Origin of the sequence: Marivibrio halodurans, from assembly GCF_017963645.1 — a bacterium.
GTDB classification, from domain to species: domain Bacteria; phylum Pseudomonadota; class Alphaproteobacteria; order UBA8366; family Aestuariispiraceae; genus Marivibrio; species Marivibrio halodurans.
The window spans coordinates 397,254-421,816 of record NZ_JAGMWN010000001.1 but is presented as its reverse complement, the minus strand read 5'-3'; the positions used below and the strand labels follow the sequence as shown (position 1 = coordinate 421,816).

Here is a 24,563-nt window from a genome sequence, read left to right as displayed (position 1 = left end):
AAAGTGATAAAATGAACGTTTTCAAGGAAATGAAACGCGAGGTCGAATCGGTTCTTCAGGCCTTGAAGGATCAAGGTGACCTGCCGGAGGGAACCGATTTTTCCCGCGTCGCCGTGGAGCCGCCGCGCGACCCAAGCCACGGCGACATGGCGACCAACGCGGCCATGGTTCTGGCCAAGCCCGCCGGTCTGAAGCCGCGCGATCTGGCGGAGAAGATCGCGGCCGGCCTGTCCGGCGGCGATTGGATCGAAAGCGCGGAGATCGCCGGTCCCGGCTTCATCAACCTGCGGCTCAAGGCCGATATCTGGCACCGTGTGGCGCGGGCCGTCCTGACGCAAGGACCGGCCTATGGCGACGGCGATGCCGGGGGCGGGGAGCCGGTGATCGTGGAATATGTTTCCGCCAACCCGACGGGCCCCTTGCATATCGGTCACGCGCGCGGCGCCGTCTTCGGCGACGTGCTGGCGCGGCTTCTCGACAAGGCGGGCTATGCCGTCACCAAGGAATATTGGATCAACGACGCGGGCGTGCAGATCGATATTCTCGCCCGGTCGGCCTTCCTGCGCTATCGCGAGGCGCTGGGCCAGGATATCGGCCCGATGCCGGAAGGGCTCTATCCCGGCGATTATCTGGTGCCGGTGGGCGAGGTCCTGAAGCGCGAGCATGGCGCGGCCCTGCTGGAAATGGACGAGGACGGCTGGATGCCGATCGTCCGCGACAAGGCCGTCGCCATGATGATGGATTTGATCCGCGCCACGCTCGCCGATCTTGGGGTGGAGCAGGACGTCTTCACCTCCGAGCGCGGCGTGATCGAAAGCGGGAAGGTCGACGATGCGCTCGCCTATCTGGAGGAGAAGGGCCTGATCTATATCGGCGTTCTCGATCCGCCCAAGGGCAAGAAGCCGGATGATTGGGAAGAGCGTCCGCAGACCCTCTTCCGGGCGAGCCGGTTCGGCGACGATACCGACCGGCCGCTTAAGAAATCGGATGGTAGCTGGACCTATTTCGCCTCCGACATCGCCTATCACAGGGATAAGTACAATCGCGGTTTCAAGCACATGGTGCTTGTCCTTGGCGCGGATCACGGCGGCTATGTGAAGCGCATGCAGGCGGTCGTGAAGGCGGTCAGCGGCGGCGAAGCCTCTCTGACGGTCAAGCTCTGCCAGATGGTGAAGCTCCTCGACAAGGGGGAGCCGGTGAAGATGTCGAAGCGCGCCGGTTCCTTCGTGACGCTTCAGGATCTGATCGACTCGGTCGGCCGCGACGTCGTCCGCTTCTTCCTGCTGACGCGCAAGAACGACGCCCCGATGGATTTCGACCTGAGCGCGGTGAAGGAGCAGAGCCGCGATAACATGGTCTTCTACGTCCATTACGCCCATGCCCGCTGCCGCTCCGTCTTCCGGCAGGCGGAGGAGGCGGGAATCGATACGTCGGCCGAGGCCTTGGCGGCGGCCGACCTCTCGCGCCTCGACGCGGAACCGGAATTCGACTTGATGAAGCGGCTGGCCGAATGGCCGCGTGCCGTCGAAGCGGCGGCGGAGGCGGAAGAACCGCACCGAATCGCTTATTATCTCTATGATACGGCATCCGCCTTCCACGCCCTGTGGACACGTGGCAAGGAAGAGACCACGCTGCGCTTCATACAGCCGGACGACCCGGCGGTGACGATCGCGCGGTTGGCGCTCGTCGAAGCCTTGCGCACGGTGATCGCCTCGGGGTTGGATGTTTTCGGCGTGACGCCGGTCGATGAGTTGAGTTGAGGGCGTGTATCCCACGCGGATGGGATGCGCGGCGGTCGGGGGTCGTTGGTCGAGGGGCGGGACAGGCGGGCCGCATCCGCCGGACAAGTAGGTGACGAGCGCCATGTCGCGGGAATTGGACGATCTCGAACGCGAATTCGCCGACCTCGAGGGCCAGGCCGACTATGACGGTGGTCATGGCGGTGGCGGTCATGGTGGAGGGGGGCGCCGTCGTGGCTTGCGGACCCTGCCGATCGCGGTCGCGGTGATCGCGGTTCTCGTCTTTGGCGGCATCGTCTGGTACGCCTATAACCAAGGGGTGCGGTCCGGCAGCGAGGATGCCGCCCCCCTGCTGGCGCCCGAGGGCGAGGCGAAGGTGCAGCCGACCGATCCGGGCGGCATGGAGATTCCCCACACCGACAAGCAGGTATTCAATCGCATCTCCGGCGAGGAGGGCGAGGAGCGAGTCGAGCGTATCCTGCCCCCGCCGGAAGATCCGATGCAGCCCCCCGCGCCGGAACGGCAGCAGGCAGCGGGCCAATCAGGTGGCGCGCCGGCGGTCGAAACGCCGACCATGCCCTCCATCACGGATAATTCCGCCGGACAGGGCACCGCGCCGGGAACCGGGGAGGGGATCGAACCGGTACCGCCATTGCCGGATTCCAAGCTGGCGGAACCCTCGGCCGAGCCGCCGACGGCCGCGCCGGCTCCCGATGAGTCCGGCACCGAAGCCGGCGGCCAGACGAACGCGGCGCCCGAGCAACAAGCCACGCCGGAGTCCCGGAGTGAACCCGCTGCCGCGTCTCAACAACCGGCCCAACAACCCGCCCAACAATCTGCACAGACCGCGTCGGCCGATCCCACCAGCGGCTGGCAGGTGCAGATCGCCGCGCTCAGCTCCGAGGCCGATGCGCGGGCTGCCTGGTCGCGTGTCCAGCAGGCGCATGACGCGGAGCTGGGCGACCTCACGCTCGCGGTGCAGCGCGCGGAGGTCAACGGCAAGACCTATTACCGTGTGCGGGGCGGTCCGCTGGCCAGCCGGGATGCGGCGAACGCCGTCTGCACCGCGCTCAAGGCCAAGGAACAGGCTTGTCTCGTCGTGCGGCCCGGCGGGTAGGCGCGGGTAAGCGATCATGACCGATGGGACAGAGGCGTTCGAAGGCCGGAGAGCGGCCGCTATCCTGGGCTGCGCGGGGCCGGTGCTAAGCGGCGGGGAACGGGACTTTTTCGCGCGACACCGGCCTCTCGGCTTCATTCTGTTCGCCCGCAATATCGAGACACCGGACCAGGTGCGTGCGCTCGTCGCCGATTTGCGTGCCTGCGTGGACGATCCCGCCGCACCGGTTCTGATCGACCAGGAAGGTGGGCGCGTGCAGCGCCTTCGGCCGCCCGTTTGGCGGGCCGCGCCGCCGATGGCGCCGTTCGGCCTCCTGCATGGTCGCGATCCGATCGCGGCGGTGGAGGCGCTGCGGCTGGATATCGCGTTGATCGCCTCTGAATTGACGGCGCTCGGTATCGATGTGGATTGCGCGCCGGTCCTGGACGTACCGGCACCCGACGGGCACGAGATCATCGGCGACCGCGCCTTCGCGGAGGACCCGTCGGTCGTCGGCGTGCTCGGCCGCGTGGCGATGGAGGCCTTCCTGACCCACGGCGTTCTGCCGGTTGCGAAGCATATCCCGGGCCATGGCCGGGCGGTGGCGGACAGCCATCTGGAATTGCCGCGCGTGACGGCGTCGCTCGCCGCGTTGGAGGAGCGGGACTTTCCGCCCTTCGCGGCGCTCGGCGACTGTCCGCTCGGCATGACGGCGCATATCGTCTACGACGCCATCGATCCGGCGCGTCCCGCCACGTCGTCGGCGGCGGTGATCGGTGGCGTGGTACGCGGCCAGATCGGCTTCGACGGGGTGCTGATGACGGACGATCTGTCGATGAAGGCGCTCTCCGGTTCGTTCGAGACACGTGCGGTGCAGGCCCGGGAGGCCGGGTGCGACGTCATCCTGCATTGCAACGGCGATCGGTCGGAGATGGCGGCCGCGCTGGACGGGGCCGGCATGATGGACGGGGAGGGCGCGCGACGCTGGTGCGCCGCGCTGGCACGCCGCGATGATCCGCCCGCCGGCTTCGACGCGCGCGCGGCGGCCGCGCGGCTGGACGCCTTGCTTGCCGGTTCGCCCTGATCGGGCTATGCCGGAGGAGGGGAAAGGGGGCTGGACGGAGGCCTGGGCAGTGCCTGCTATCGGACGGCCAACGCCGTCGCACGGCCCGCGCATCGAAACCGGCGGCATTATCCAGGGGGCCCGCCTCGACCGTGAGCGACGACCTGCCAACATCGAATGACGGAAGGGACGCGCCGACGCCCGGCGCGGCGGCGGAGCCGTTCGACACCGGTGGCGAGCGCGTCGCGCGGCCGGAGGAGGAACTGGTCGTCGATATCGACGGGTTCGAGGGACCGATCGATCTTTTGCTGAATTTGGCGCGCGAGCAGAAGGTGGATCTCGCCAGAATTTCCATCCTGCAACTGGCGGACCAGTATCTCGGCTATATCGAACGCGCGCGGACGCTGCAATTGGAGATCGCGGCCGATTATCTCGTCATGGCCGCGTGGCTCGCTTATTTGAAGTCGCGCATCCTGCTGCCCAAGCCGGAGGTGACGGAGGAGAGCGAGGATCCGGCGGAAATGGCCGCCCGCCTCGCCTTCCAGCTTCAGCGGCTGGAGGCGATGCAGAATATCTCCAAGGAGTTGATGCGGCGCACGCAACTGGGGCAGGACTTCTTCGCGCGCGGCATGCCGGAGACGCTGAAGGTGGAGCGCACGCCGCGCTTCGAGGACGATCTCTACGACATGCTGAAGGCCTATGGCGAGATTCGCGCCCGTCAGGTCCGCAGCGGTCAGCTTCGTATCCTGCCCACCCGGCTCTATTCGATGGAACAGGCCCTCTCCCGCCTGCGCCATATCATCGGGGACCGGACGGATTGGCAGATGCTGGAGGTCTTCCTGCCGCCGGAGGCGAAGGGCGACGATCTGCTGCTAACCCGGTCGACCATCGCGGGGACCTTCGCGGCCATGCTGGAATTGACGCGCGAAGGGCTGGCCGAGGTCCGGCAGTCCGGCACGTTCCAGCCGATCTATGTGCGCGGCGTGGCGCGCAAGCGGAACGAGACGCTGAAGGGCGAGGAGATCCCGGAGGAGGATTCGGCGCGCCCGCGCTCGGACGCGGATTCGCTGGAAGGGCTCGACGACGCGGCGATCGGCGCGTTGCTCGACGAGGAGGATTGGGGCGGGGAGGACGAGACCGGCGGCCCGAACGACCAGGCGTCCGATGACGCCCCGGAGGAGCATTGATGGATCATTTTCAGCAAATCCGCCTGCTGGAGGCGATTTTGTTCGCGAGCGACAAGCCACTCGGCCCCGATGTCCTGGGGGAACGTCTGCCGGACGGCGCGGATGTGCCGACCTTGCTGGAGGAGTTGCAGGGGCTTTACGCCAATCGGGGCGTGATTCTGACCCGGGTGGGGGAGGGCTGGGCCTTTCGTACCGCCGACGATCTCGCCCCACACATGACATTGGAGCGCGAGGTGCCCCGGCGGCTCAGCCGGGCGGCCATAGAGACGCTTGCCATTGTCGCCTATCATCAGCCCGTGACGCGCGCGGAGATCGAGGAAATCCGGGGCGTCGCCCTGTCGCGCGGGACGATCGACACGTTGTTGGAGGCAGGCTGGATACGACCGAAGGGGCGCCGCCGCGCGCCGGGCAAGCCGGTCACCTGGGGCACGACGCCGGCCTTCCTCGACCATTTCGGGCTGGAGGATTTGTCGGCCCTGCCGGGGGTGGAGGAATTGAAGGCCGCCGGACTGCTGGACCTCCGCCCCGGCGCAGGGGCCATCGCCATGCGTCAGGAGGATGCGCTCGCCGAGGGCGACGAGGGCGAGGACGCCGAGGACGCGGCCGAACGGGAGGCCTATTTGGAGAACGACGAGATATTCGACGCGGTGGAGACGGACGACCAGATACCCCTGGACGATTGACCGGGCGGCCGGGCGCCGCCGAATGGGTCTTATCGGATGGCCGACGCGATCGCGTCGATCTCGTTGCTCAGCGGTCGGTCCTCCGCCTCCAAGGGGGGGCAAAGCGGGCGCAGCCTTTCGATCCAGAGTGACAAGGCGCGTCCCGGACGCGCCTCCGGGCGCAGATGGAGCGCCTGCATCGCGATGCGGAGTTCGAGCGCGACGAGCAGACGGAAGCTTTCCGCGCAATCGCGCAGCTTCTCCGCCGATTGCGGCGCGAAGCTCATGATATCCTCGATCGTTCCGCCGGCCAGCGATGGCATGGTCGCCGCCGGTTGCGCCGCCCCGTGCAGCCGATGCATCAACGCCTGGGCGAGCTTCATCAAGGGCGCGATGCCCGCGCTGCCGATATCGCCGGGGGAGAGCATGCGCGGCAGGCCCGTCAGGGACGGTTCCTTCATCACCTGACAGCGCGCCAGCATGGATGCGCCCGCCGTCGCCACGGCCGCTGCCATGTGATCGCAGGCGAGCGCCAGACCCGGCGCGTGAAAATTCGGGGTGGAGATCACGGTGTCGCGATCGGCTAGAACGAGCGGATTGTCGCCCGCGCCGTTGAGTTCCGCGTCCAGCGCGGCGGCCAACCCCTCCCGCGCATTCAGCACCGCGCCCAGCGTCGGCGCCGCGCATCGGAAGCTGAGCGGGTCCTGAAGCCGGCGCGGCGCCTCGGGGTCGGAGAGCAGCCGGCTGCCTTCCAGGAACCCGCGCAGGCGCATCGCCGCTTCCGCCTGGCCGGGCTGCGGGCGCATCGCCGCGCAGGCCGGGTCGAGGGGGCTGGGATTGGCGCGGAAGGCTTCCAGCATCAGGGCGCAGCCGGCGAAGGCCGCTTCCAGCGCGCGGTCGATTCCGGCGGCGGCAAGCGCGGCTTCTCCGACCGCGATCGCATTGGCGGAAATCAGTGCCAGCCCATCCTTCGGCAGCGGCGTAAGCGGCGACAGCCCGGCCTTGGTGAGCGCCTCGGGCGCGGTCATCTCCACGCCCGCGACCTCGGCGCGCCCCTCTGGGTCGCCGATCAGCACCAGCGCCAGGGTCGCCATCAGGCAGAGATCGGATTCACCGATCGACCCGATGCGCGGCACGACCGGCGTCACGCCCGCGTTGATCAGGGCGGCGAGCGCATCGACCGCCGCCTCCGACATCCCGGCTCCGCCGACGAGCGCGGCGTTGAGGCGCGCGACCATCGCCGCGCGCACGACGGCACGCGGCAGGGGCGACCCCAGCCCATGGGCGCGCCCCCTGATCGTGCGGCGGGAAAAATCGCCGAGGCTTTCCCGGTCGATCGTCCGGTCGATCTGATCGCCCAAACCGCGCGTCAACCCATAGACGGGACGTCCTTCGTCGATCGCGCGATCAACCACCGATCGGGCGCGGGCGAGGCGGGCACGGCCCTCCGGATCGATCGCGATCGGGACATCTTCCATCGCGATCCGCGCGAGGCGCCCCGGCGTCAATTCCGTGCCGTCGAGAGAGATATTATCCTGCATGGCCGTCGCGGTAGCACGCGGCGGGCGTTCCGGGAAGGGGCAGGATCACCGGATGGTCGGGTGCAGCGGGGAATCCTTGGCCCAGAGCAGGTGCCGGCCGATTACGTCCCAATAGCCGCGATAGCGATAGCCGCCATTGCGCGCGAGCCAGCCAGCCTTGTCGGCGCGATAGACCGCCGGAATCCGGTACCAGGGCAGGCCGGGACGAACATGATGGACGAGGTGGAAATTGTTGTTGAGGAAGAGCAGTCGCGTCAGCGGCCCGCCCTCCACGATGGCGCAGCGGCTATCCTGATCGGGGCCCGGCCGGTGCTCGACATAGGAGCGCATGAGTCCAAGCGAAAGACCCGGATAAACGATGCCGACGAGATAAAGCCAGAATGGCATGCCGCAGATTGCCACAACCCAGAAGACGACCAGCGCGGCCAGCATCAGATGCACGGCCCAGGCCCCGGCATAGGCCCACTCGCCCCGCCCGAAGCGTCGAATCTCGCCCGCAAGGAAGCGACCGACCATGAGAAGCGGCCCGACCGCCATGCGTCCCAGAAAGGATTGGTTCCAATAGAGCAGGGCGCGCAGGGCGACCGGCTTGCGACTCCAGCGCTTGGGCGTCAGGTAGAAGCTTTCCGGGTCCTCGATCGGGGAGGTTAAGTGCGTGATGCCGTGATGCGCCAGATGACTGTCCCGATAGATCGGATAGGGCAGCCAAAGCGACAACGGCACCATCGCCAGGGCATCGTTCAGCCAGCGCTTGCGCGTCGGGTGGCCGTGCAGAAGCTCATGCGCCATATGGCCGTGCAGACAGACCAGATAGGCGCCCAACGCCACCAAAAGCGGTAACGGCACGATCCGCCACCAATAGGTCAGGACCAGGAACCCGCCATATGTCAGTAGCACGATTGCCCAAGTGGGGGCTTCCAGCGCGTCGAGACGGGCAAGAAGACGGGCCAGAGGCGTGCGTCCCGATCCCCGCCATATGATGGGGTGAGAGGGTGATTTGTCGTGTTCTGATCCGGGGGCGGAACCGGGATCGGCCTTCGCCGGTGGCATGGGTGTGACGCTCATGCCGAATTGTTACGCTGGGGGTGGACTTTTCCACAATGTGGGTTTTGTCATGTTCTGTCACTCAATGTAGCATTTTAGTTATAGGCGTTGTGAAATATCCTGTTTGATGACATTTATCACCAAGGATATGAACGATAGGCACCGCGATGTCCCGTGATCGGCGCGAAACCGTCCGGATTTTCCGTGACCGCCTTCAGGAGGCGATGAAGGCGGCTGGTACCAACCGGTCCCGTCTGGCGGCGGAAGCGGGGATCGACCGATCGACCCTGTCGCAACTTCTATCGGCGGAAACCGACCGGCTGCCGCGCGCGGATACCGTGGCCGCCGTCGCCTCGGTGTTGCAGGTCAGTCTCGATTGGTTGATGGGGCTCACCCAACAGCAGAAGCTGGGGGCCGAAATTCTGCGGGAATCGGTACAGGTCGCCTTGAGCGGGCCGAGCGCGCCGTCGGACGAGAATCTGCGCCGGTGGCACGCGGAGGCGGCGGGCTACAAGATTCGCTATGTGCCCGCTTCGTTGCCGGATTTGATGAAGACGGAAGCGGTGTTGCGGTTCGAATATGCCGGCTATGCCGCGAAGCGCCCGTCGGAAGCGATCGCGGATGCCAGCAGCAAGCTTGCCTATACCCGGACGCCGGATGCGGATTTCGAAATATGCTGCTCGCGCCAGGCGTTCGAGACCTTCGCGGAGGGGGCGGGCGTGTGGCGCGAATTGAGCGCCGCGGACCGGCGGGAACAATTGCTGCACGCCGCGACGCTGACGGACGAGCTTTATCCGCGTCTGCGCCTGTTCCTCTATGACGGGCGGACCCATTTCGCGGTACCCTATACCGTCTTCGGGCCGAAACGGGCGGCGCTGTTCCTGGGGGAGATGTACTTCGTGTTCAACACGACCGGCCATATCCGCCAACTGACGGAACATTTCGACCGGCTGATCCGCGCGGCCGTGGTGCAGGCACATGAGGCGCCCGTCTTCCTGCGCGGTCTGGCCGACCGTGTGACGGGGCGGGGGCGTCTGGCATGACGATGGGCGCCATGATGGATTCACCGGCATCCCTTTTCATGTACGCCATGCCGGAGATGGAGGTGGCGTTGACCCGTTGGTGGGCGGGGCTGGCCCGTCACCTCGAAATGGCGGGGCTGACCGGCGTACCGGACAAGCTTTCCTGGCCCGAGGACCCTTGGGCGCATTGGCGCGACCCCAATCTCCTGCTGGCCCAGACCTGCGGCTATCCCTTCGCGACGCTGCTCCGCGACCGGGTCGCCTATGTCGTGACGCCGCGCTACGCGGCCGAAGGGTGCGAGGGGCCGCTTTATAGAAGCCGGCTTCTGGCGCGGGCGGGGGATCGACGCGCGACGCAAGGTGACGGGCAACAGAGCCGGGCCATCCTGAATTTCCGTGGAGCACGCCTGGCGTTCAACGAGGAGCGCTCGCTCTCCGGCTATCAGTGCGTGCGTTGGGCGGTCGCCGATCATGCGCCCGGCGCGGCGCCTTTCTTCGCGGAGGAGGTCGAGACGGGCGCCCATCGCCGCTCGCTTGCTGCCGTGCGCGACGGCGGGGCAGATCTTTGCGCCGTCGATGCCGTGACTTTTGCCCTGATCGCGCGGCACGCCCCGGCGGAGGTGTCGGGACTCGCGACCGTCGGTTGGACGCGGGCGGTGCCGGGACTGCCCCTCGTGACGTCGGGGAATATGGAGGGCGGCCGGATCGCCGGGCTTCGCGCGGCGGTCGAGGCCGCGCTCGCCGATCCGGACCTCGCCGCCGCGCGCGAGGCATTGCTTCTCTCGGGAGCCAGTGTCGTCGATCAGGACGACTATCGTCGGATTGCGAGTTACAGCGGAACGGCGGATGAACGCCTGCCCAATGGGCTGTCCGATTCGCGACAATCTCTGGCCAATTTATGACGTGCGCCGGAAAAAGCCTCGGATATTCAAGGGCGTTTAGCCGTTGACTTCTGAATCGGCCCCCGGCCATACTTTTTGAACAGAGTGGCGCGAAGGTCCCGGGGGTATGGGGCGTTTGGCGAACTGGGCACGCTCGAAAAAAAACGAGCGGCGGAGCACCGAGCGGTCGGATGGAAGGGGTGCGATAGTCCGCGACCTTCCGCCGGTGGCGGCGGTAAGTGACCAGATGATCGGGGGCATCCACGGCGCGCGCATCGCATCGTCATGACCGATCATGAAAACAGGGTAGGCATTTGTCGCTAAGCGCAGTTATCGCGGATCGCGCGATCTCTGAGAACTGACGGTCGTGGGGCCGGCTCCTTCGCATGACGAGGGTCGGATGATCGGGCCGTTCTGGGCAGCCAAAGGGAGACGGCTTAAGATGTTCAAACGAAACTCACTACTGGGCAAGAAGCGCTATATCGGCAAGGAGGCGCGGAAGCTCGGCTACGAAATTCACCCCTACATGCCGGAACTCGCCGATGGGCTGGCCTCGGGCAAGGTCAACCGCCGCGATTTCCTGCGCACCGCGACATTGCTCGGCATGTCGGCGACGGCGGCCTATGCGATGGCCGGGTCGATCACCGGCCAGGGTCTCGGCGTGCGGCCGGCGATGGCGCAGTCCGCCAAGCCGGGCGGTACGCTTCGTGTCGCCATGGCGATGCAGGAAATGACGGATCCCGCCACCTTCGATTGGGTGGAGAAATCCAATGTCGCGCGTTTCATCGTCGAATATCTGACGCGCACCGGATCCGACAATATCACGCGCCCCTATCTGGCCGAGGGCTGGGAGGCGTCGGAAGATCTGAAGACCTGGCGCTTCACCGCGCGCAAGGGCATCACCTGGTCGAACGGCGACGAATTCGGATCGGCCGATATCGCGCATACGGTCAACCGTTGGCTCGACCCGGCGACCGGCTCCTCGAACCTCGGCCTGTTCGCGCCGATGGTGGAGGAAGTCGACGGCAATAAGCGCGGCATTCCCGGCGCGGTCGAGGTGGTCGACGACTACACGGTCCAATTCAATCTGCGCTCGCCCGCGCTCGCCATGCCGGAGAACTTCTACAACTATCCGACCGCGATCACGCACCGTGGCTTCGGCAAGGACTACGAGGCCGATCTGTCGAAGAATCCGATCGGCACCGGCGCGTTCGAACTGGCGGAGTTCGCGGTCGGCCAGAAGGCCGTGCTCCGTAAGGCGCGCGATTGGTGGGCCGGGCCGTTCTATCTGGACGAGATCCAGTATATCGATTTGGGCAATGATTCGAACGCCCAGATCGGGGCCATCGCGTCCGACCAGGTCGACATGACCTACAACACGCCTGTCGACCAGCTCGACGTCGTGCGCAAGCTGCCCAACGTGGAACTGCACGAGGCGGTGACGGCCCAGACCGGCGTCATGCGCATGCGCACCACGGAGAAGCCGTTCGACAATGTCGATTTGCGGCGCGCCGTGCAGCTCTGCGCGGATCGGGCGCAGATGCTGGAGATTTCGCACCGCAATGCGGGTCAGGTCGCGGCCGACTATCACGTCTGCCAGATTCATCCGGAATATTTCGACCTGCCCGGGCCGACGCGCGATATCGAACAGGCGAAGGCCCTGCTCGCGAAGGCCGGCTATCCCGACGGCATCGATCTGGAGATCGTCGTCGGCGACACCCAGGGTCCGTGGGAGACGGCGGAGTGCGAGGCGCTCGCCGCGCAGTGCCGCCCGGCCGGAATCAATATTCGCATCAACAAGATGCCGGCCAACCAGTATTGGGAGGTGTGGGACAAGGCGCCGTTCGGCCTGACCAGTTGGACGCACCGCCCGCTTGGCACCATGGTGCTCAGCCTCGCCTACCGGACCGGCGTGCCGTGGAACGAGGCGGCCTACAACAATCCGGAGTTCGACGCGGCCCTGGACGAAGCCGAGGCGACCCTGGATGTCGAGGAGCGCCGCAAGCTGATGGAGAAGCCGCAGCAGTTGCTTCGCGACTCCGGCGTCATTATCCAACCGTTCTGGCGGTCGGTCTTCAAGGCGGCGAACAAGCGGGTCAAGGGGCACATCACGCACCCGACCTTCTATCATCAGTTCCATAACGTTTGGATCGACTCCTAAGAGGCGATCCGCAGCACCCCCGCCGTCCACGCGACGGCGGGGGTGTCCCGTTTTTTCGGGGGCGCGCCGTTTCATGCGCTTGTTTCTGTGCCCCTTTGTTTCAGGGCCCCAGCGGGGCATGGGGCCGGATATTAATTTGGTTCATTCGTGAATGCGTATTTATCGGGCGTCGCCAATCGGGCGGATGCCACCCCGCCTTGCCGGCGACGGGGGACTTTAAGCGGGCAAGGCATGCCATAGGACCCTAGGGGGCTTCGCCATGGGTTCGATGGTATCGGGTGGTGTCGGTTCCGGCGGCGCAAGGCGAAGGGGCGGCGCACGCATGCCGACCCGGCCGGGGGCAAAAAGGGGGTTCGGCGACCATGACCCGACTGATCGTTCGGCGGATCGGCTTGATGTTGCTCATCATGCTGGTCGTCGGCTTCATCCTGTTCGTCGTCAACGAGGGCAATCCGCGCTCGGTCGCGCGAGGGGTGCTCGGCCCCTATGCGCAAGATCAGCAACTCGATATATGGATCGAGGAGAACGGCTATAACCGGCCGATCCCGATCCGCTTCCTCGACTGGGTCGGGGACGTCGCCCAAGGCGATCTCGGGGAATCGGTGCAATATAAGCGTCCGGTCAATGAATTCTTCTGGGATCGGTTGGCGAATACCGGGATATTGGCGGGGCTCACCTTCCTCATCATGGTGCCGCTCGCGCTGTTCCTCGGCGTGCTCGCCGGCGTGAAGGAGGGATCGGCCCAGGATCGTACGATCTCCGTCGTCTCGATCGTCACCACATCGATCCCGGAATTCGCCAGCGCGGTCATCCTGACCACGGTCTTCGTCATTCAACTCGAATGGTTGCCGGGTACGAGTTCCATGGCGGCCGGATGGGACTGGGCGCAGATGATCCTGCCGGTCAGCGTGCTGGTGCTCTACGGTTTCGGCTATATCGCGCGCATGACGCGCGCCTCGATGGCCGAGGTGATGACGACTCACTATATCCGCACGGCGGTCCTGAAGGGCCTGCCCTACCGGCGGGTGATTCTCCGGCATGCCTTGCGCAACGCGCTGATCGCCCCCTTCACCGTGATCATGCTGCAGCTCAACTGGCTGCTCTCAGGCGTCGTCGTGACGGAATACGCCTTCGCCTACAAGGGGTTCGGAACCCTGCTGCTGGAGGCCGCGCTGCGGCGCGACATCTTCGTCATCGAGGCCTGCGGTCTCGCCGCCGTTTTCGTCGCCGTGTTGAGTCAGACGCTGGGCGATATCGGCTACACCTTTCTGAACCCCCGTATCCGGTTCAGTTGAGGGGAGGGCATAAATCATGAGCCAAGCCAGCGAAACGGACGGCAGCGTTTCCTCCTCCGACAGGCCCAAGGGCAGTGTCGAGAGGATCGTCGGATCGATCGCCCTGCTGCGGGAGAGCCCGGTCGGTGTCGTCGGCCTCGCGCTCGTCGTATTCTTCGCGCTGGTCGCGATTTTCGCGCCGCTTCTGGCGCCTTATCGCTACGACGAATTCATCGAACCCTTCGCGGCGCCCCTGACGACGACGGCGGACGGGCATTTCCTTTTCCTGGGGGCGGACAACAAGGGACGGGATGTCTTCTCCCGTCTGATCTACGGCACGCAGCGGGTGGTGTTCTACGCCTCGCTCGCGACCTTCAGCGCCTATGTCGTCGGCATTCTGATGGGGCTCGCCGCGGGCTATTTCCGGGGATGGGTGGACGAGGTTCTATCCTTCCTGGCGAATGTCATCCTGTCCTTCCCGGTGATGGTGCTGTTCGTGTTGATCATCACGACGGCCGGTGCCTCGGGCCTGACCATCGTCTTCGCGGTGGTCTTCGCTTCGGCACCGGGGATCATGCGTATCGTGCGCGGACTGACGCTCGACATCGCGACGCGGGATTATATCGCGGCCGCCCAAACCCGGGGCGAGGGGCCGTGGTACATCATGCTGACGGAACTGCTGCCCAACGCGCGCGGGCCGTTGATCGTCGATGCCTGTCTGCGCATGGGCTACACGACGATCACCATCGGCGCGCTCGGTTTTCTCGGGCTCGGCCTGCCGCCGCCCTTCCCGGATTGGGGGGGCATGATCAACGAGACGCGCTCGCTCGCCATGGGAGGGTTCTGGTGGATGCCGTTCTTCCCGGCGTTGGCGGTCTCGCTGCTGGTGCTCGGATTCAACCTGCTGGCCGACGGCCTGCGCGAAGTGTCGCTGCGCGACTGACCGGATCGGGGGGACGAGGATGAGCGACATGAACCAAGCCCAACAGGCCAATCCGGTGAAGACCCCGCCTAAGGGGGAGCCGGTCCTGGCGATCGAGAATCTATCGATCTCCTACTTCATCCGCGCGGGCGAGGTGCCGGCGGTGAAGGACTTCAATCTGACCCTCTATCCGGGGGAGGCGGTCGGAATCGTCGGCGAATCCGGCTGCGGCAAGTCCACGGTCGCCATGGCGATCATGCAATATATGGGGGGCAATGGCGGGATCGTCGGCGGATCGATCAAGTTCATGGGCCGCGACATGTCGCGAATGGGGAAGGAGGAGTTGCGCCAGCTTCGCGGCTCCGACATCGCCATGATCTATCAGGAGCCGATGTCGGCCCTGAACCCGTCGATGAAGATCGGCCGCCAGCTTTCCGAGGTGCCGCTGTTCCATGAGCCCGGCATTTCCGAGGAGGATGCTTGGCGCCGGGCGGAGGAGATGCTGGCCAAGGTCAAGCTGCCGGACCCGGCGCGGGTCATGGGGGCCTTTCCCCACCAGATTTCCGGCGGCCAGCAGCAGCGCGTGGTCATCGCGATGGCGCTTTTGTCGAATCCGACGCTGTTGCTCCTCGACGAGCCGACGACCGCGCTGGACGTCACGGTCGAGGCCGGTATCGTCAAGCTCATCAAGGAGATCAGCGCCGAATTCGGGACCTCCATGATCTATATCTCCCACAATATGGGGTTGATCCTGGAAACCTGCGATCGGGTTTGCGTGATGTATTCCGGCGTGGCGGTGGAGACCGGCACGGTCAAGGAAGTCTTCGACATGATGCGCCACCCCTATACGCGGGGATTGTTCGGCTCGATTCCCTTGCCGACGGCGGACAAGAACGCCAACCCGCTGGTCCCCATCCGGGGGCAGCTTCCCTTGCCCTACGACCGGCCGTCGGGCTGCTATTTCGGGCCGCGCTGCGACTTCTTCCAGGAGGGACGGTGCGACGATCCGAAAGGGATTCCCTGGGAGACGATCGACGGGGATAGCGGTCACGCCGTGCGTTGCTTGCGCTGGAAGGAGATCGATTGGGAGAATTTCACGCCCGATATCGAGCAACATCCGGCCAACGAACCCGGGGACGAGGTCCTGCATGTCGAGAACATGCGGAAATATTTCGAGGTCCGCGACAGTTCTATCAAGGCGCTGCTGACCGGTAAGGCTTCTCGCTGGGTCAAGGCGAACGAGTCGATCACCTTCTCTGCCCGCAAGCGCGAGACGGTGGCGATCGTTGGGGAATCCGGCTGCGGCAAGTCGACCTTCGCCAAGGTGCTGATGGGGCTGGAGACCTCCACGGACGGGGAGATCGTCTATAACGGCGAGGAGATTTCGCGCCTGCCCGTCACAAGCCGCACACCGAAGCAGATATCCACCCTGCAGATGGTGTTCCAGAATCCGAACGAGACGCTCAACCCCAGCCATACGGTCGGTGGCCAGATCGTGCGCGTCATCAAGAAGTTCGGGGTGGCGAAGTCCGACCAGGAAGTCCATGCCCGGGTCGATGAACTGCTCGACCTCGTCAAGCTGCCGCGCGCGTTCAAATACCGCAAGCCACGGCAGCTTTCCGGCGGCCAGAAGCAACGCATCGGCATCGCGCGGGCCTTCGCCGGCTATCCGCCGATGGTGATCGCGGACGAGCCTGTCTCTGCCCTCGACGTTTCGGTCCAGGCGGCCGTCACGGGGCTGCTGATGGATATCCAGCGGCAGTATGACACGACGCTGCTGTTCATCAGCCATGATCTATCGGTCGTGCGCTATCTGTCCGATCGGGTCGTGGTGATGTATCTCGGCATGATCATGGAGCAGGGCGATGTGGAGGAGGTCTATGCGCCGCCCTACCATCCCTATACGGAGGCTCTGCTCTCCGCCGTGCCGATCGCCGACACGTCGATCGAGAAGCGCGAGATCGTGCTGGAAGGTAATTTGCCCTCCGTGCTGAATCCGCCGAAAGGCTGCCCTTTCAGCACGCGTTGTCCACGCAAGATCGGGTCGATCTGCGATGACGAGCGACCGCCATTCCGCGATGCAGGGAACGGCCATGTCATCACCTGCCATATCGAACTGGACGAATTGCGGAAGGTCGACCCCGTTATCGTGATGAAGAACCCGGGCGGTCAGGCCGGCGGCGAGAAGACGCCTGAACCGGCGGAGTAGGGACGGCCGCGCCGTTTCAGCCTTGTTCCACCGCGATCCGCATGCGATTGGGGCGGCGCTTGATCGCGTCGGCCCCATCGCCATTTCGACCGGATGATGGTAGCAAGAACCCGATGCCATCGGACGGGACATCGTAGGAAAGAGCGGGAGGCGGCGGCGCGCCACGATGAACGAGAGAGCGAGCGAGGGCCGCGCGCACGGGCAGAGCGCGCGGCAAAGCCAATCACTGCCGATGTTCTTTCGTCGGTTGGAGGTCCTCGAAGCCGACAAGCACGGCGATCTGGGGCTTCTCGTCGATGGGGACTATGGCTTCGCGCGCGATTCGCACATGATCCCGCTCAACGCGATCGAGTTCATGGCCGCCGCGCGTCACTATCCAATTCTATTCAACGGCGACCAGACCAACATGCCGGTCGTTCTGGTCGGTGTGCGCCACGCCCAGAATCTGTTCGTCGAGGCGGAGGGACACTGGACGGAAGGTTGTTACATTCCGGCCTTCGTGCGCCGCTACCCCTTCATCCTCCTACGTGACAGCCGGGGCCTGAAACGTGGCGAGACGCCGGAAGTCCGTCTCGGCGTCGATACCGACGCGCCGATGGTGACGCGCGATGGCGGACATCCCTTGTTCGAGGGACGGAAGCCCAGCGACTTGATGAAGCGCATGGGGCGTTTCGCCGGTGCCTTCGCGCGCGAACAGAGCCGGACGCGCAAGTTCGTCGATGCCTGCCGGGAGCAGGATCTGCTGATCGACCGCGCCGTCGATGTCGAATTGGCCGATAAGCGGCATATGGCGATCAAGGGATTCCGGGTGATCGACGAGGAGCGGCTGCGTGCCCTGCCGTCGGATCAACTGGAAACCTGGTGGCGTAGCGGGTGGTTCGCCCTGGCGGTGGCGCATCTCGTCTCGCTCGGCAATTTCGGCCGGCTTTTCATGAAGGACGAGCGTCAGGCCGAGGTGCCGATCGATTTCACCCGGCGATGAATCCACGTCCGGCGGCTCCGCCGACGCGATTCATCACGCGCCGGTCAGATCGTCCATCGCCCGGTCGAGGGCCTCTTGCCGCCCCTTGAGCACGGCGTCGGTTCGCGGACGGCCCGCGCGTTCGACCTCCCGCTTGCGGTCGAGGGTTGATTCGAGATTGCCTGCCAGGATGCGGAACAGGGCGGCGATGAACGGGTCCGCGTCCTTCAATTTCTCGTCGATATGCGCCCGCGATACCGCGATGACCTGACAATCCTCCAGGGCGCGCGCGCCTGCCGCGCGCGGACGTTTGGTGGCGAGCGCCATCTCGCCGAAAACCTGTCCCGGTCCTAGCGTCGCCAGCGGCTCGAACAGACCGTCCGCGCCGCGCTTCATCAATCCAACCCGGCCGGTTTGGATCAGGAAGGTTTCGGTTCCCGGATCGCCCTCCATGAAGATGATATCGCCCGCTTCGAAGCGACGTTTGCCGAGCGCGCTGGCCGTGTCGCTCATGGTACCGTTTCCTCCGTCACCTCGCGCGTTAAGGCGTCGACGGTGTCCGGCGGCAACCGCGTCTCGTCCGCGACGGTGCGGATCATGCGGATCATCATCAGGATGACCGTGCGCACGACCGGGTCGCATGCCTTGAGCTTCTTGCGGACCGTTTCCTCGGGGATCGAGATGCACACGCAGGTGCCGTCCGCGATGGCGCTTGCCATCCGCGTTGATTTGTCGATCAGGGCCATTTCGCCGAAAATCCCGCCGGCCTCGATGATGCCGAGCGTCGCCTTCTCGCCGCCTTCCACGGTACGAACGATGCGCACCCGCCCTTGCTGGACGACGAAGGCCTGACTGCCTGTGTCCCCTTCGTGAAAGATGACGTCCCCATCATAATAGGAGCGTCGGTTAAGTACGCGAACCTGATTGTCCTGGGCCATCCTGCCGCCTCGCCCCACCGCTATAAACCCACTTCGGACGATAGCATGCGCCGATGATGGGCGCCTAGTACGGCTGGACCCGTAGACACGCGGGCATGCAAAATGTTTCCCGTGCCAAGGTGTCTCTGCTATAGAATTTGGCATCGGGCGGTGCTCCCTATCGCGCCGATACCGGGAGGGGCGCGGATTAGGATCCCGGTGGAGCAATAATTCATGTCGAACCGTCATCGACACGATTTCAGCCAACTCAGCATCCTGATCGTGGATGATTGTCGTTTCATGCGGATGGTGCTGGAGCGGATGCTGCAGGCGCTTGGCGTGACCAAGATCCGCTTCGCCTCCGATGGGTTCGAGGCATGGGAACAGCTTCTCGACAGCGAGCCGGACGTCATTCTCTGTGATTGGGAAATGCAGCCGGAAGACGGGCCGAGCTTCGTTCGGCGCGTACGCCTCGATCAGGACAGCCCCTGTCGATATGTTCCGATTATCATGCTGACCGGCTATACCGAGAAAATGAAGGTGATGAAGGCACGGGATTTCGGAATCACTGAATTCCTGGCGAAGCCGGTCGCCGCCAGATCGCTTCATGCCAGGCTTGTCCAGATCGTGGATAATCCACGCCCCTTCGTTCGGACCGCCTCCTTTTTCGGTCCGTGTCGGCGGCGTCTCAACCTGCCGATTTTCGACGGCGATGATCGTCGCGGCGCGCACGAGGAAATCGATATCTAGAACCGGCAGCCGGCCGTTCCATCCCGGGGGGCAAGGGGGAGCGCCCGCGTTGGATCGGTTCGTGTCGGGGGAGGGCACGAATGGTAACCAAGGAAGATGTGCCGGCGGTTCCGGACAATCCCGATCGCAGTTGGCATCAAGTGATCGAACGGCCGAACGATCTCGCCAAGAAGGTTCCCAAGACCGGGGGGCGCGATCCGGAGCGCGCGATCCGGGAAGCCGACGAGATCGTCAAGCGGCTCGAGGCGGAATATATCGACAAGCTTGGTCAGGATATCGACCGGCTGGAAACCTATGGTGTCCGCTATCGGCAATCGCGCGACCCGTCGGCGGTCGATTCCCTTTTCCGGCTGATCCATAACATGCGTGGTCAGGGTACGACCTTCGGCTATCCCCTCATCACGGAAATCGGACGCTCCTTTTGCCGCTATGTCCGGGAATTGCCGAACGAGCGCAGCGTCACGCCGGAATTGATCGATCAGCATGTGGACGCGATGAAGGTCGTCTACAAACGGGGAATGAAAGGCGATGGGGACGCGGTCGCGCGGGCCGTCGTCGAGGCCCTCTCCGACGCCGTTTCCAAGGAGTTGGGGCGCTAGCCATTCGGCTCCCGGCGGATATCTTTACCTTGCCGGGCGTGCCCTCTAGCATCGCCGACCCCGGATCGGGAGACTGATCGACGGGAGGGAGACGGCTCGACGCTTTACGAGACCCGTGAATTTCATAGGCGCCGATCAACGGCGCGAAGGAGTTTTCCATGACATCGTCCGACACAGCCATTCCGGTTGGCGCGCGCATCGTCCGCGCGCGTGAGCATCAGGGGTGGTCGCGGGAGGAACTGGCCCGGCGCATGGGGGTCACGCTGGAAACCATTTCCGCCTGGGAGGAAGGGGAACGCGACCCCCGCGCCAACCGGTTGTTCACCCTCGCGGGGATTTTGAATGTCACGCCGAATTGGTTGCTGGAGGGCGATGTGGAAGCCTTCGAAACCGCAGGCAATGTCGATCCGGTGGAGGCGATGCGCTCGAAGCTAGGGACCGCGCGCTTGAAGCTTCAGGAAGCGAACGATCTGGTCAACGAACTTGAACGGCAACTCGACGAGCTTTGATCCGGTCGCCGTCCGGTGCATGCTTGACGTTGGAATATGCCGGCCCCTAAAATTTGACTGATCAGTCAGTTAATGTGTGGTGAAGGCCGGCCTGATGGCGCGACGCGGTGATACGGTTGGAGCGGGACGCGGCGGTGTCCGCGAGGCACGTCGGCGGGAGTTGATCGAAGCGACCATATCCTCGATCGCGAAACGGGGGTTGTCCGGTACCACCCTTAACAGCGTGACGGAGGAAGCGGGTCTCTCGCACGGCACGGTCAATTTCCATTTCGTCAGCAAGGAAGCGCTTTATGCGGAGACGCTGCGCGCCTTGGCCGATGAGCATCAAGTGCATTGGCAGGGTGCGCTCGACCAGGCCGGACCGGACCCGGCCGAACGATTGTCGGCCGTCGTTGCCGCGGATTTCGCGCCGGCCGTCTGTTCGCGCCGGAAGGTGGCGGTTTGGTTCGCCTTCTGGGGGCAGGCAAGGCACCGGCCGACCTATCTGGCGATCCAGAGCGCCCATGACGATCACCGGCGCGAACGCTTGGAAAATCTGTGCGCCGACTTGGCGGCGGCGGGCGGCTATGACGAAATCGTCCCCAAGGTCGCCGCACGCAATTTGGAAGCCGTGATCGACGGGCTCTGGCTCCAGGTTCTGCTTTATCCCAAGGAGATGAAACGGGAAGAGGCCCTCGCCAATGCGAAGGCGTTTCTCGCATCGCTGTTCCCCAGGCATTTCGAAGTCTGACGACCACGTTCCTTTAAACCTAGAAGAAACAGTGGGTTGGTTTGTTGCGCCGCCCCCGTGGTTGACTTTTTTAGATGATTTCGCTAAACGTATATTCAGTCAATTTCAAGCCCGGAGCATATCGTGGCGAATGTCACCCCAGGGGCCGGTCGGGAAACCCGGTCGCGCGTGAACCGTGAACGGATCTTGGGTGCCACCCTCTGGGTGATCGCGCGCCAGGGGCTGTCCGGCACGACCATGGAACGGGTGGCCGGCCGGGCCGGTATCTCGCCTGGCTCCGTCACCTTTCACTTCGCGCGCAAGGACGCGCTGCTGCTGGCGGCGCTGGATCATGTGGTGGCGATGTTCGAGGGCGCGCGCCGCCGGGTCCTCATGGAGGCCGGTGACGATCCGGCCCGGGCGTTGGAACGGCTGATCGACATATCGCTCGACCCCAGAATAAGCGCGCCGGACGCTATCGCCGTTTGGACCGCCTTTTGGGGGGAGGCAAAGGCACGGCGCCTCTATCTCGAACGGGTGGGGGAGGCGGATGCGGTGTTTCAGGCCGACCTTCTGACTCTGTGCCGGCGGATGCTCGCCGGAACCGGCGCGCGGAATGAAGGGCGCGCGGCGGAGGCGCTGGCGCGCGGCCTGGGCGGGCTGATCGACGGGCTTTGGCAGGATGCGTTGGTCGCGGGCCGGTCGTTCGATCGGGCGGCCGCGCGGGACTTGGCGATCAGCTATCTGGCGACGGTCTTTCCGAACGAGCCGAGATGGCATGTGGCCCCGGGCCATGACGAGGAGCAATCACGAGAAGGAGCGGCATCATGAGCATTCGCGATCCCGAGAACGCCGATGTCCGGCGCGAGGCGGTCCACGGTCTGCCGGCCTGGACCTACGACAACTCGGAACTGCTGTCGCTGGAATATGAACGGCTGATCCTCGGAACATGGCAGGTCGCCTGTCATCAGAACGACGTGCCGAACCCGGGCGATTACATGGTGTTCGACCTGATGCGCGATTCCATCGCCATCGTTCGCGACGCCGACGGCACGATCCGGGCCTTCCATAATGTCTGCCGCCATCGCGGGGCGAAGCTGCTGGACGGGCGGGGCACTCTGCGTCGGCGTCTGCTGTGTCCCTATCACGGCTGGGCCTATGCGCTGGACGGTCGTCTCGCGGGTGTCCCGGCGGAGAGCACTTTTCCCGGCCTGGACAAGAACTGCTTCGGCCTCAACACGGTGGAGCACGAGGTTTTCCTCGGGTTCGTCTTCGTGCGCGTCGCGGGCGAGGGGCCGAGCCTCGCGGAGATGTGGGGCGATTACGCCAAGCTGATCGAGCCCTACCGGCCGGAGACCATGGTCGGCGTGCGGCCCATGATCGATCAGGTCTGGAATTGCGACTGGAAGACGGCCGTAGATAATAACCAGGAGAACTATCACATCCCGATGGGCCATCCGGGCTATCACCGGATGCTGGATAGCGGCATGGGTGGCTTCGGCAACAGCTTCGGCATCGGCGGCAGCGTCAGCCGGCATAAGGATCGTCCGTCCCCCAATTGGGTGGAGCGGATGTATCAGGATCTGGCGCCGAAGGTGCTGACCCACCTGCCGGAGGAGAAGCGGAGCACCTGGCAATTCTTCAGCATGCTGCCGAACCACGGCATCGACGTTTATCCCGACAGCATGGATTTCTTCCAGATCCTGCCGCTGGGGCAGGGGCGTTGTCAGGTTCGCCTCGGCCTCTACGGGCAGGCGGACGATCGGCGGGAGATGCGGGTGCTGCGCTATCTCAACGACCGCATCAACCGCATGGTGCTGGCGGAGGACCGGTGGCTCAGCGAACGGGTCCAGAAGGGCCTGCGCAGCCATGGCTATAATCCAGGCCCCCTCTCGATCTACGAGGACGGGGTGAAGGAACTGCACGACCGCGTGCGCGCGGCCTGTCCGGTCACGACGCTGACCGTGGCGCCGGCGCCCGGCACGGTCGCCGCGCGGGATGCGGAGCTGGCGGCGGCGGGGTGATGCGTCGGCGGTAGACGGCCCGCGGGCTCCCGGATTGAGTCGGATCAAGTCGGGGCCCGTGGCCGCCGGCCGCGCATCCAGAGCGTCCGCGCGACCCCGATCGCCAGGAACAGGCCGAGCGCCGTGGAAACCGTCAGGACGAATCCGTCCGGCCCGACCGCGTCCATGGCGCTGCCCGCGACCGACGGGCCGAGCAGACTTCCGATACAGTAGTTCATGACGAAGAGGGCGTTCGCGGCCGCCAGCGCACCCCCCTCGAACCGCGCGCCGAGATCGGCGAGCGCCACAGTGTAGAGCCCGGCCACCGTCCCGCCCCAGATGAAGAGCAGCGGCCAGCGCAGCCATGTCTCCGCCAGGACGAGGGGAAGCAGAAGGGCGCCAGCCAGCCCCACCGTCCCGACGATGAGCAGCAGCGCGCGCCGGTTCACGCGATCGGCGAGAAGCCCCAGCGGGGCCTGCAGCACAACCGTCCCCGCCACCGCGACGGAAAGAAGCAGCACCGCCTCCTCCTGCGCCAAGCCATGACGCAGACCATAGATCGGCAGGAGCGAGAGCATCGCGGTATCGACCAGCCCGGAAACGAAGATCGCTAGGAAGATCGTCGGCGCGAGGCGCAGGGCGGACCAGCGTCCGCTCTCGCTCGTCAGGTCGAGGCGCGGGGCCGCGCCCGCCGCCCACAGGATCGGCACGGCCGCCAGGGCCACGAAGCCGATGATCACCAGGAAGGGCGTCCAGCCGTCGATCGGCAGGATGGTCAGCATCGCGGGGCCGCCGGCGAAACCGATCCCCATCAGGGCGGCGTAGAGCCCGGCCATAAGGCCACGATTGCCGGGCTTCGCCGCGCTGTTCAGCCAAGTTTCGCTGATCACCCAATGGACCGACATGCCGACACCGACCAGGAAACGCAGAACGAACCAAGCCTCCAGCGAGCGGAAGGCCGCCATGCCCAGGAAACCCACCACGATCAGCACGATTCCCGCCATCAGCGTCGGGATGACACCCAGCCGCCGCACGATCCACGGCGTCGCCGTCGACATCAGGATCGTCGCCAGCAACGGCATGGAGGAGTTGAGGCCGATCATCGTGGTGGAGACCCCATCCCGCTCCATCAGCAGGGCGAGCAGCGGGATCGAGGTGCCGAAGGTCAGGCCCGCGGCCAGCAGGCTCGCCAACACCGCGATCAGGCCGCGCCGGCGTTGGCGCGCGCTCAAGCCCGTTTCCGCCTCGGCGGCGACGGGCGGATGCGGAAAGGGCTCGAACCCCGGCGGGCGGTCCTGCTGCATCGTGGGTTCT

General features: G+C 65.2%; 23 protein-coding genes. 18 read left to right on the top strand and 5 right to left on the bottom strand.

The window, feature by feature from the left end; translation table 11 throughout:
• The first annotated feature begins 11 nt into the window (after positions 1 to 11).
• The 5 genes from argS to scpB all read left to right on the top strand — a co-directional run bounded on the left by argS (position 12) and on the right by scpB (position 5,768).
• Positions 12 to 1,760, top strand: coding sequence for an arginine--tRNA ligase (gene argS / locus KAJ83_RS01885; protein ID WP_210680317.1), 1,749 nt, complete (start codon positions 12 to 14; stop codon positions 1,758 to 1,760).
• 103 nt (positions 1,761 to 1,863) lie between these two features.
• The gene (locus KAJ83_RS01880; RefSeq protein ID WP_210680316.1) at positions 1,864 to 2,856 is read left to right on the top strand and encodes an SPOR domain-containing protein; all 993 of its coding nucleotides are present in this window, start codon (positions 1,864 to 1,866) and stop codon (positions 2,854 to 2,856) included.
• A 16-nt stretch (positions 2,857 to 2,872) separates the two neighbouring features.
• Positions 2,873 to 3,919 (top strand): beta-N-acetylhexosaminidase, encoded by a 1,047-nt coding sequence (nagZ, locus tag KAJ83_RS01875; protein WP_210680315.1) that lies wholly within the window; start codon positions 2,873 to 2,875, stop codon positions 3,917 to 3,919.
• A gap of 131 nt (positions 3,920 to 4,050) precedes the next feature.
• Positions 4,051 to 5,085 (top strand): segregation and condensation protein A, encoded by a 1,035-nt coding sequence (locus KAJ83_RS01870; RefSeq protein WP_343221917.1) that lies wholly within the window; start codon positions 4,051 to 4,053, stop codon positions 5,083 to 5,085.
• A complete protein-coding gene (gene scpB / locus KAJ83_RS01865) occupies positions 5,085 to 5,768 on the top strand; it encodes an SMC-Scp complex subunit ScpB (RefSeq protein ID WP_210680314.1) in 684 nt (227 codons plus the stop codon). The genes KAJ83_RS01870 and scpB overlap by 1 nt, the downstream gene beginning before the upstream one ends.
• Before the next feature lie 29 nt (positions 5,769 to 5,797).
• Here scpB and KAJ83_RS01860 read toward each other — a convergent pair whose 3' ends face one another.
• Together KAJ83_RS01860 and KAJ83_RS01855 are read right to left on the bottom strand one after the other, a co-directional pair.
• Positions 5,798 to 7,288 (bottom strand): HAL/PAL/TAL family ammonia-lyase, encoded by a 1,491-nt coding sequence (locus tag KAJ83_RS01860; RefSeq protein WP_210680313.1) that lies wholly within the window; start codon positions 7,286 to 7,288, stop codon positions 5,798 to 5,800.
• Positions 7,289 to 7,333: 45 nt separating this feature from the next.
• Positions 7,334 to 8,185 carry a fatty acid desaturase gene (locus tag KAJ83_RS01855; protein ID WP_210680312.1) on the bottom strand — a complete coding sequence of 284 codons (852 nt, stop codon included), beginning with the start codon at positions 8,183 to 8,185 and terminating at the stop codon, positions 7,334 to 7,336.
• Between the two features lie 314 nt (positions 8,186 to 8,499).
• Here KAJ83_RS01855 and KAJ83_RS01850 point away from each other — a divergent pair, with 314 nt between their 5' ends.
• The 7 genes from KAJ83_RS01850 to KAJ83_RS01820 all read left to right on the top strand — a co-directional run bounded on the left by KAJ83_RS01850 (position 8,500) and on the right by KAJ83_RS01820 (position 17,783).
• Positions 8,500 to 9,375, top strand: coding sequence for a helix-turn-helix domain-containing protein (locus tag KAJ83_RS01850; protein WP_210680311.1), 876 nt, complete (start codon positions 8,500 to 8,502; stop codon positions 9,373 to 9,375).
• Positions 9,376 to 9,386: 11 nt separating this feature from the next.
• Positions 9,387 to 10,256: a phosphate/phosphite/phosphonate ABC transporter substrate-binding protein gene (locus KAJ83_RS01845; RefSeq protein WP_210680310.1), complete on the top strand. Its 870-nt coding sequence runs from the start codon at positions 9,387 to 9,389 to the stop codon at positions 10,254 to 10,256.
• 421 nt (positions 10,257 to 10,677) lie between these two features.
• Positions 10,678 to 12,396, top strand: a complete 1,719-nt coding sequence (locus tag KAJ83_RS01840) for an ABC transporter substrate-binding protein (RefSeq protein ID WP_210680309.1) — start codon at positions 10,678 to 10,680, stop codon at positions 12,394 to 12,396.
• A gap of 362 nt (positions 12,397 to 12,758) precedes the next feature.
• On the top strand, positions 12,759 to 13,691 hold the full coding sequence (locus KAJ83_RS01835) for an ABC transporter permease (protein ID WP_210680308.1): 933 nt from the start codon (positions 12,759 to 12,761) through the stop codon (positions 13,689 to 13,691).
• A gap of 16 nt (positions 13,692 to 13,707) precedes the next feature.
• Positions 13,708 to 14,613, top strand: coding sequence for an ABC transporter permease (locus KAJ83_RS01830; RefSeq protein ID WP_210680307.1), 906 nt, complete (start codon positions 13,708 to 13,710; stop codon positions 14,611 to 14,613).
• Positions 14,614 to 14,641: 28 nt separating this feature from the next.
• A complete protein-coding gene (locus tag KAJ83_RS01825; RefSeq protein ID WP_210680306.1) occupies positions 14,642 to 16,801 on the top strand; it encodes a dipeptide ABC transporter ATP-binding protein in 2,160 nt (719 codons plus the stop codon).
• 166 nt (positions 16,802 to 16,967) lie between these two features.
• On the top strand, positions 16,968 to 17,783 hold the full coding sequence (locus KAJ83_RS01820; protein WP_210680305.1) for a SapC family protein: 816 nt from the start codon (positions 16,968 to 16,970) through the stop codon (positions 17,781 to 17,783).
• Between the two features lie 33 nt (positions 17,784 to 17,816).
• On the opposite strand, the gene KAJ83_RS01815 is transcribed toward KAJ83_RS01820, so the two are convergent.
• A complete protein-coding gene (locus KAJ83_RS01815) occupies positions 17,817 to 18,275 on the bottom strand; it encodes a cyclic nucleotide-binding domain-containing protein (protein WP_210680304.1) in 459 nt (152 codons plus the stop codon).
• Positions 18,272 to 18,700 (bottom strand): cyclic nucleotide-binding domain-containing protein, encoded by a 429-nt coding sequence (locus KAJ83_RS01810; RefSeq protein WP_210680303.1) that lies wholly within the window; start codon positions 18,698 to 18,700, stop codon positions 18,272 to 18,274. The genes KAJ83_RS01815 and KAJ83_RS01810 overlap by 4 nt, the downstream gene beginning before the upstream one ends.
• A gap of 213 nt (positions 18,701 to 18,913) precedes the next feature.
• Here KAJ83_RS01810 and KAJ83_RS01805 point away from each other — a divergent pair, with 213 nt between their 5' ends.
• From KAJ83_RS01805 to KAJ83_RS01780, 6 genes are all read left to right on the top strand, one after another.
• Positions 18,914 to 19,429, top strand: a complete 516-nt coding sequence (locus KAJ83_RS01805) for a response regulator (protein ID WP_210680302.1) — start codon at positions 18,914 to 18,916, stop codon at positions 19,427 to 19,429.
• A gap of 80 nt (positions 19,430 to 19,509) precedes the next feature.
• Positions 19,510 to 20,028, top strand: coding sequence for an Hpt domain-containing protein (locus tag KAJ83_RS01800; protein ID WP_210680301.1), 519 nt, complete (start codon positions 19,510 to 19,512; stop codon positions 20,026 to 20,028).
• A gap of 158 nt (positions 20,029 to 20,186) precedes the next feature.
• Positions 20,187 to 20,537 carry a helix-turn-helix domain-containing protein gene (locus KAJ83_RS01795; RefSeq protein WP_210680300.1) on the top strand — a complete coding sequence of 117 codons (351 nt, stop codon included), beginning with the start codon at positions 20,187 to 20,189 and terminating at the stop codon, positions 20,535 to 20,537.
• Between the two features lie 94 nt (positions 20,538 to 20,631).
• A complete protein-coding gene (gene betI / locus KAJ83_RS01790) occupies positions 20,632 to 21,267 on the top strand; it encodes a transcriptional regulator BetI (protein WP_210680299.1) in 636 nt (211 codons plus the stop codon).
• Positions 21,268 to 21,435: 168 nt separating this feature from the next.
• A complete protein-coding gene (locus KAJ83_RS01785; RefSeq protein WP_210680298.1) occupies positions 21,436 to 22,077 on the top strand; it encodes a TetR family transcriptional regulator C-terminal domain-containing protein in 642 nt (213 codons plus the stop codon).
• Positions 22,074 to 23,270 (top strand): aromatic ring-hydroxylating oxygenase subunit alpha, encoded by a 1,197-nt coding sequence (locus KAJ83_RS01780; protein WP_210680297.1) that lies wholly within the window; start codon positions 22,074 to 22,076, stop codon positions 23,268 to 23,270. The genes KAJ83_RS01785 and KAJ83_RS01780 overlap by 4 nt, the downstream gene beginning before the upstream one ends.
• A gap of 44 nt (positions 23,271 to 23,314) precedes the next feature.
• On the opposite strand, the gene KAJ83_RS01775 is transcribed toward KAJ83_RS01780, so the two are convergent.
• Complete coding sequence (locus KAJ83_RS01775; RefSeq protein WP_210680296.1) at positions 23,315 to 24,553, bottom strand: MFS transporter; 1,239 nt, start codon at positions 24,551 to 24,553, stop codon at positions 23,315 to 23,317.
• Positions 24,554 to 24,563: the final 10 nt, after the last annotated feature.

Bases quoted from the DNA above. Each gene is read 5' to 3' on its own strand.
- KAJ83_RS01810 (WP_210680303.1), bottom strand. From the start codon at position 18,700: ATGGCCCAGGACAATCAGGTTCGCGTACTTAACCGACGCTCCTATTAT.
- KAJ83_RS01880 (WP_210680316.1), top strand. From the start codon at position 1,864: ATGTCGCGGGAATTGGACGATCTCGAACGCGAATTCGCCGACCTCGAG.
- KAJ83_RS01845 (WP_210680310.1), top strand. From the start codon at position 9,387: ATGATGGATTCACCGGCATCCCTTTTCATGTACGCCATGCCGGAGATG.
- nagZ (WP_210680315.1), top strand. From the start codon at position 2,873: ATGACCGATGGGACAGAGGCGTTCGAAGGCCGGAGAGCGGCCGCTATC.
- KAJ83_RS01820 (WP_210680305.1), top strand. From the start codon at position 16,968: ATGAACGAGAGAGCGAGCGAGGGCCGCGCGCACGGGCAGAGCGCGCGG.
- KAJ83_RS01830 (WP_210680307.1), top strand. From the start codon at position 13,708: ATGAGCCAAGCCAGCGAAACGGACGGCAGCGTTTCCTCCTCCGACAGG.
- KAJ83_RS01850 (WP_210680311.1), top strand. From the start codon at position 8,500: ATGTCCCGTGATCGGCGCGAAACCGTCCGGATTTTCCGTGACCGCCTT.
- KAJ83_RS01775 (WP_210680296.1), bottom strand. From the start codon at position 24,553: ATGCAGCAGGACCGCCCGCCGGGGTTCGAGCCCTTTCCGCATCCGCCC.
- KAJ83_RS01835 (WP_210680308.1), top strand. From the start codon at position 12,759: ATGACCCGACTGATCGTTCGGCGGATCGGCTTGATGTTGCTCATCATG.
- KAJ83_RS01825 (WP_210680306.1), top strand. From the start codon at position 14,642: ATGAACCAAGCCCAACAGGCCAATCCGGTGAAGACCCCGCCTAAGGGG.
- KAJ83_RS01780 (WP_210680297.1), top strand. From the start codon at position 22,074: ATGAGCATTCGCGATCCCGAGAACGCCGATGTCCGGCGCGAGGCGGTC.
- KAJ83_RS01800 (WP_210680301.1), top strand. From the start codon at position 19,510: ATGGTAACCAAGGAAGATGTGCCGGCGGTTCCGGACAATCCCGATCGC.
- argS (WP_210680317.1), top strand. From the start codon at position 12: ATGAACGTTTTCAAGGAAATGAAACGCGAGGTCGAATCGGTTCTTCAG.
- KAJ83_RS01840 (WP_210680309.1), top strand. From the start codon at position 10,678: ATGTTCAAACGAAACTCACTACTGGGCAAGAAGCGCTATATCGGCAAG.
- KAJ83_RS01795 (WP_210680300.1), top strand. From the start codon at position 20,187: ATGACATCGTCCGACACAGCCATTCCGGTTGGCGCGCGCATCGTCCGC.
- scpB (WP_210680314.1), top strand. From the start codon at position 5,085: ATGGATCATTTTCAGCAAATCCGCCTGCTGGAGGCGATTTTGTTCGCG.
- KAJ83_RS01815 (WP_210680304.1), bottom strand. From the start codon at position 18,275: ATGAGCGACACGGCCAGCGCGCTCGGCAAACGTCGCTTCGAAGCGGGC.
- KAJ83_RS01805 (WP_210680302.1), top strand. From the start codon at position 18,914: ATGTCGAACCGTCATCGACACGATTTCAGCCAACTCAGCATCCTGATC.
- KAJ83_RS01860 (WP_210680313.1), bottom strand. From the start codon at position 7,288: ATGCAGGATAATATCTCTCTCGACGGCACGGAATTGACGCCGGGGCGC.
- betI (WP_210680299.1), top strand. From the start codon at position 20,632: ATGGCGCGACGCGGTGATACGGTTGGAGCGGGACGCGGCGGTGTCCGC.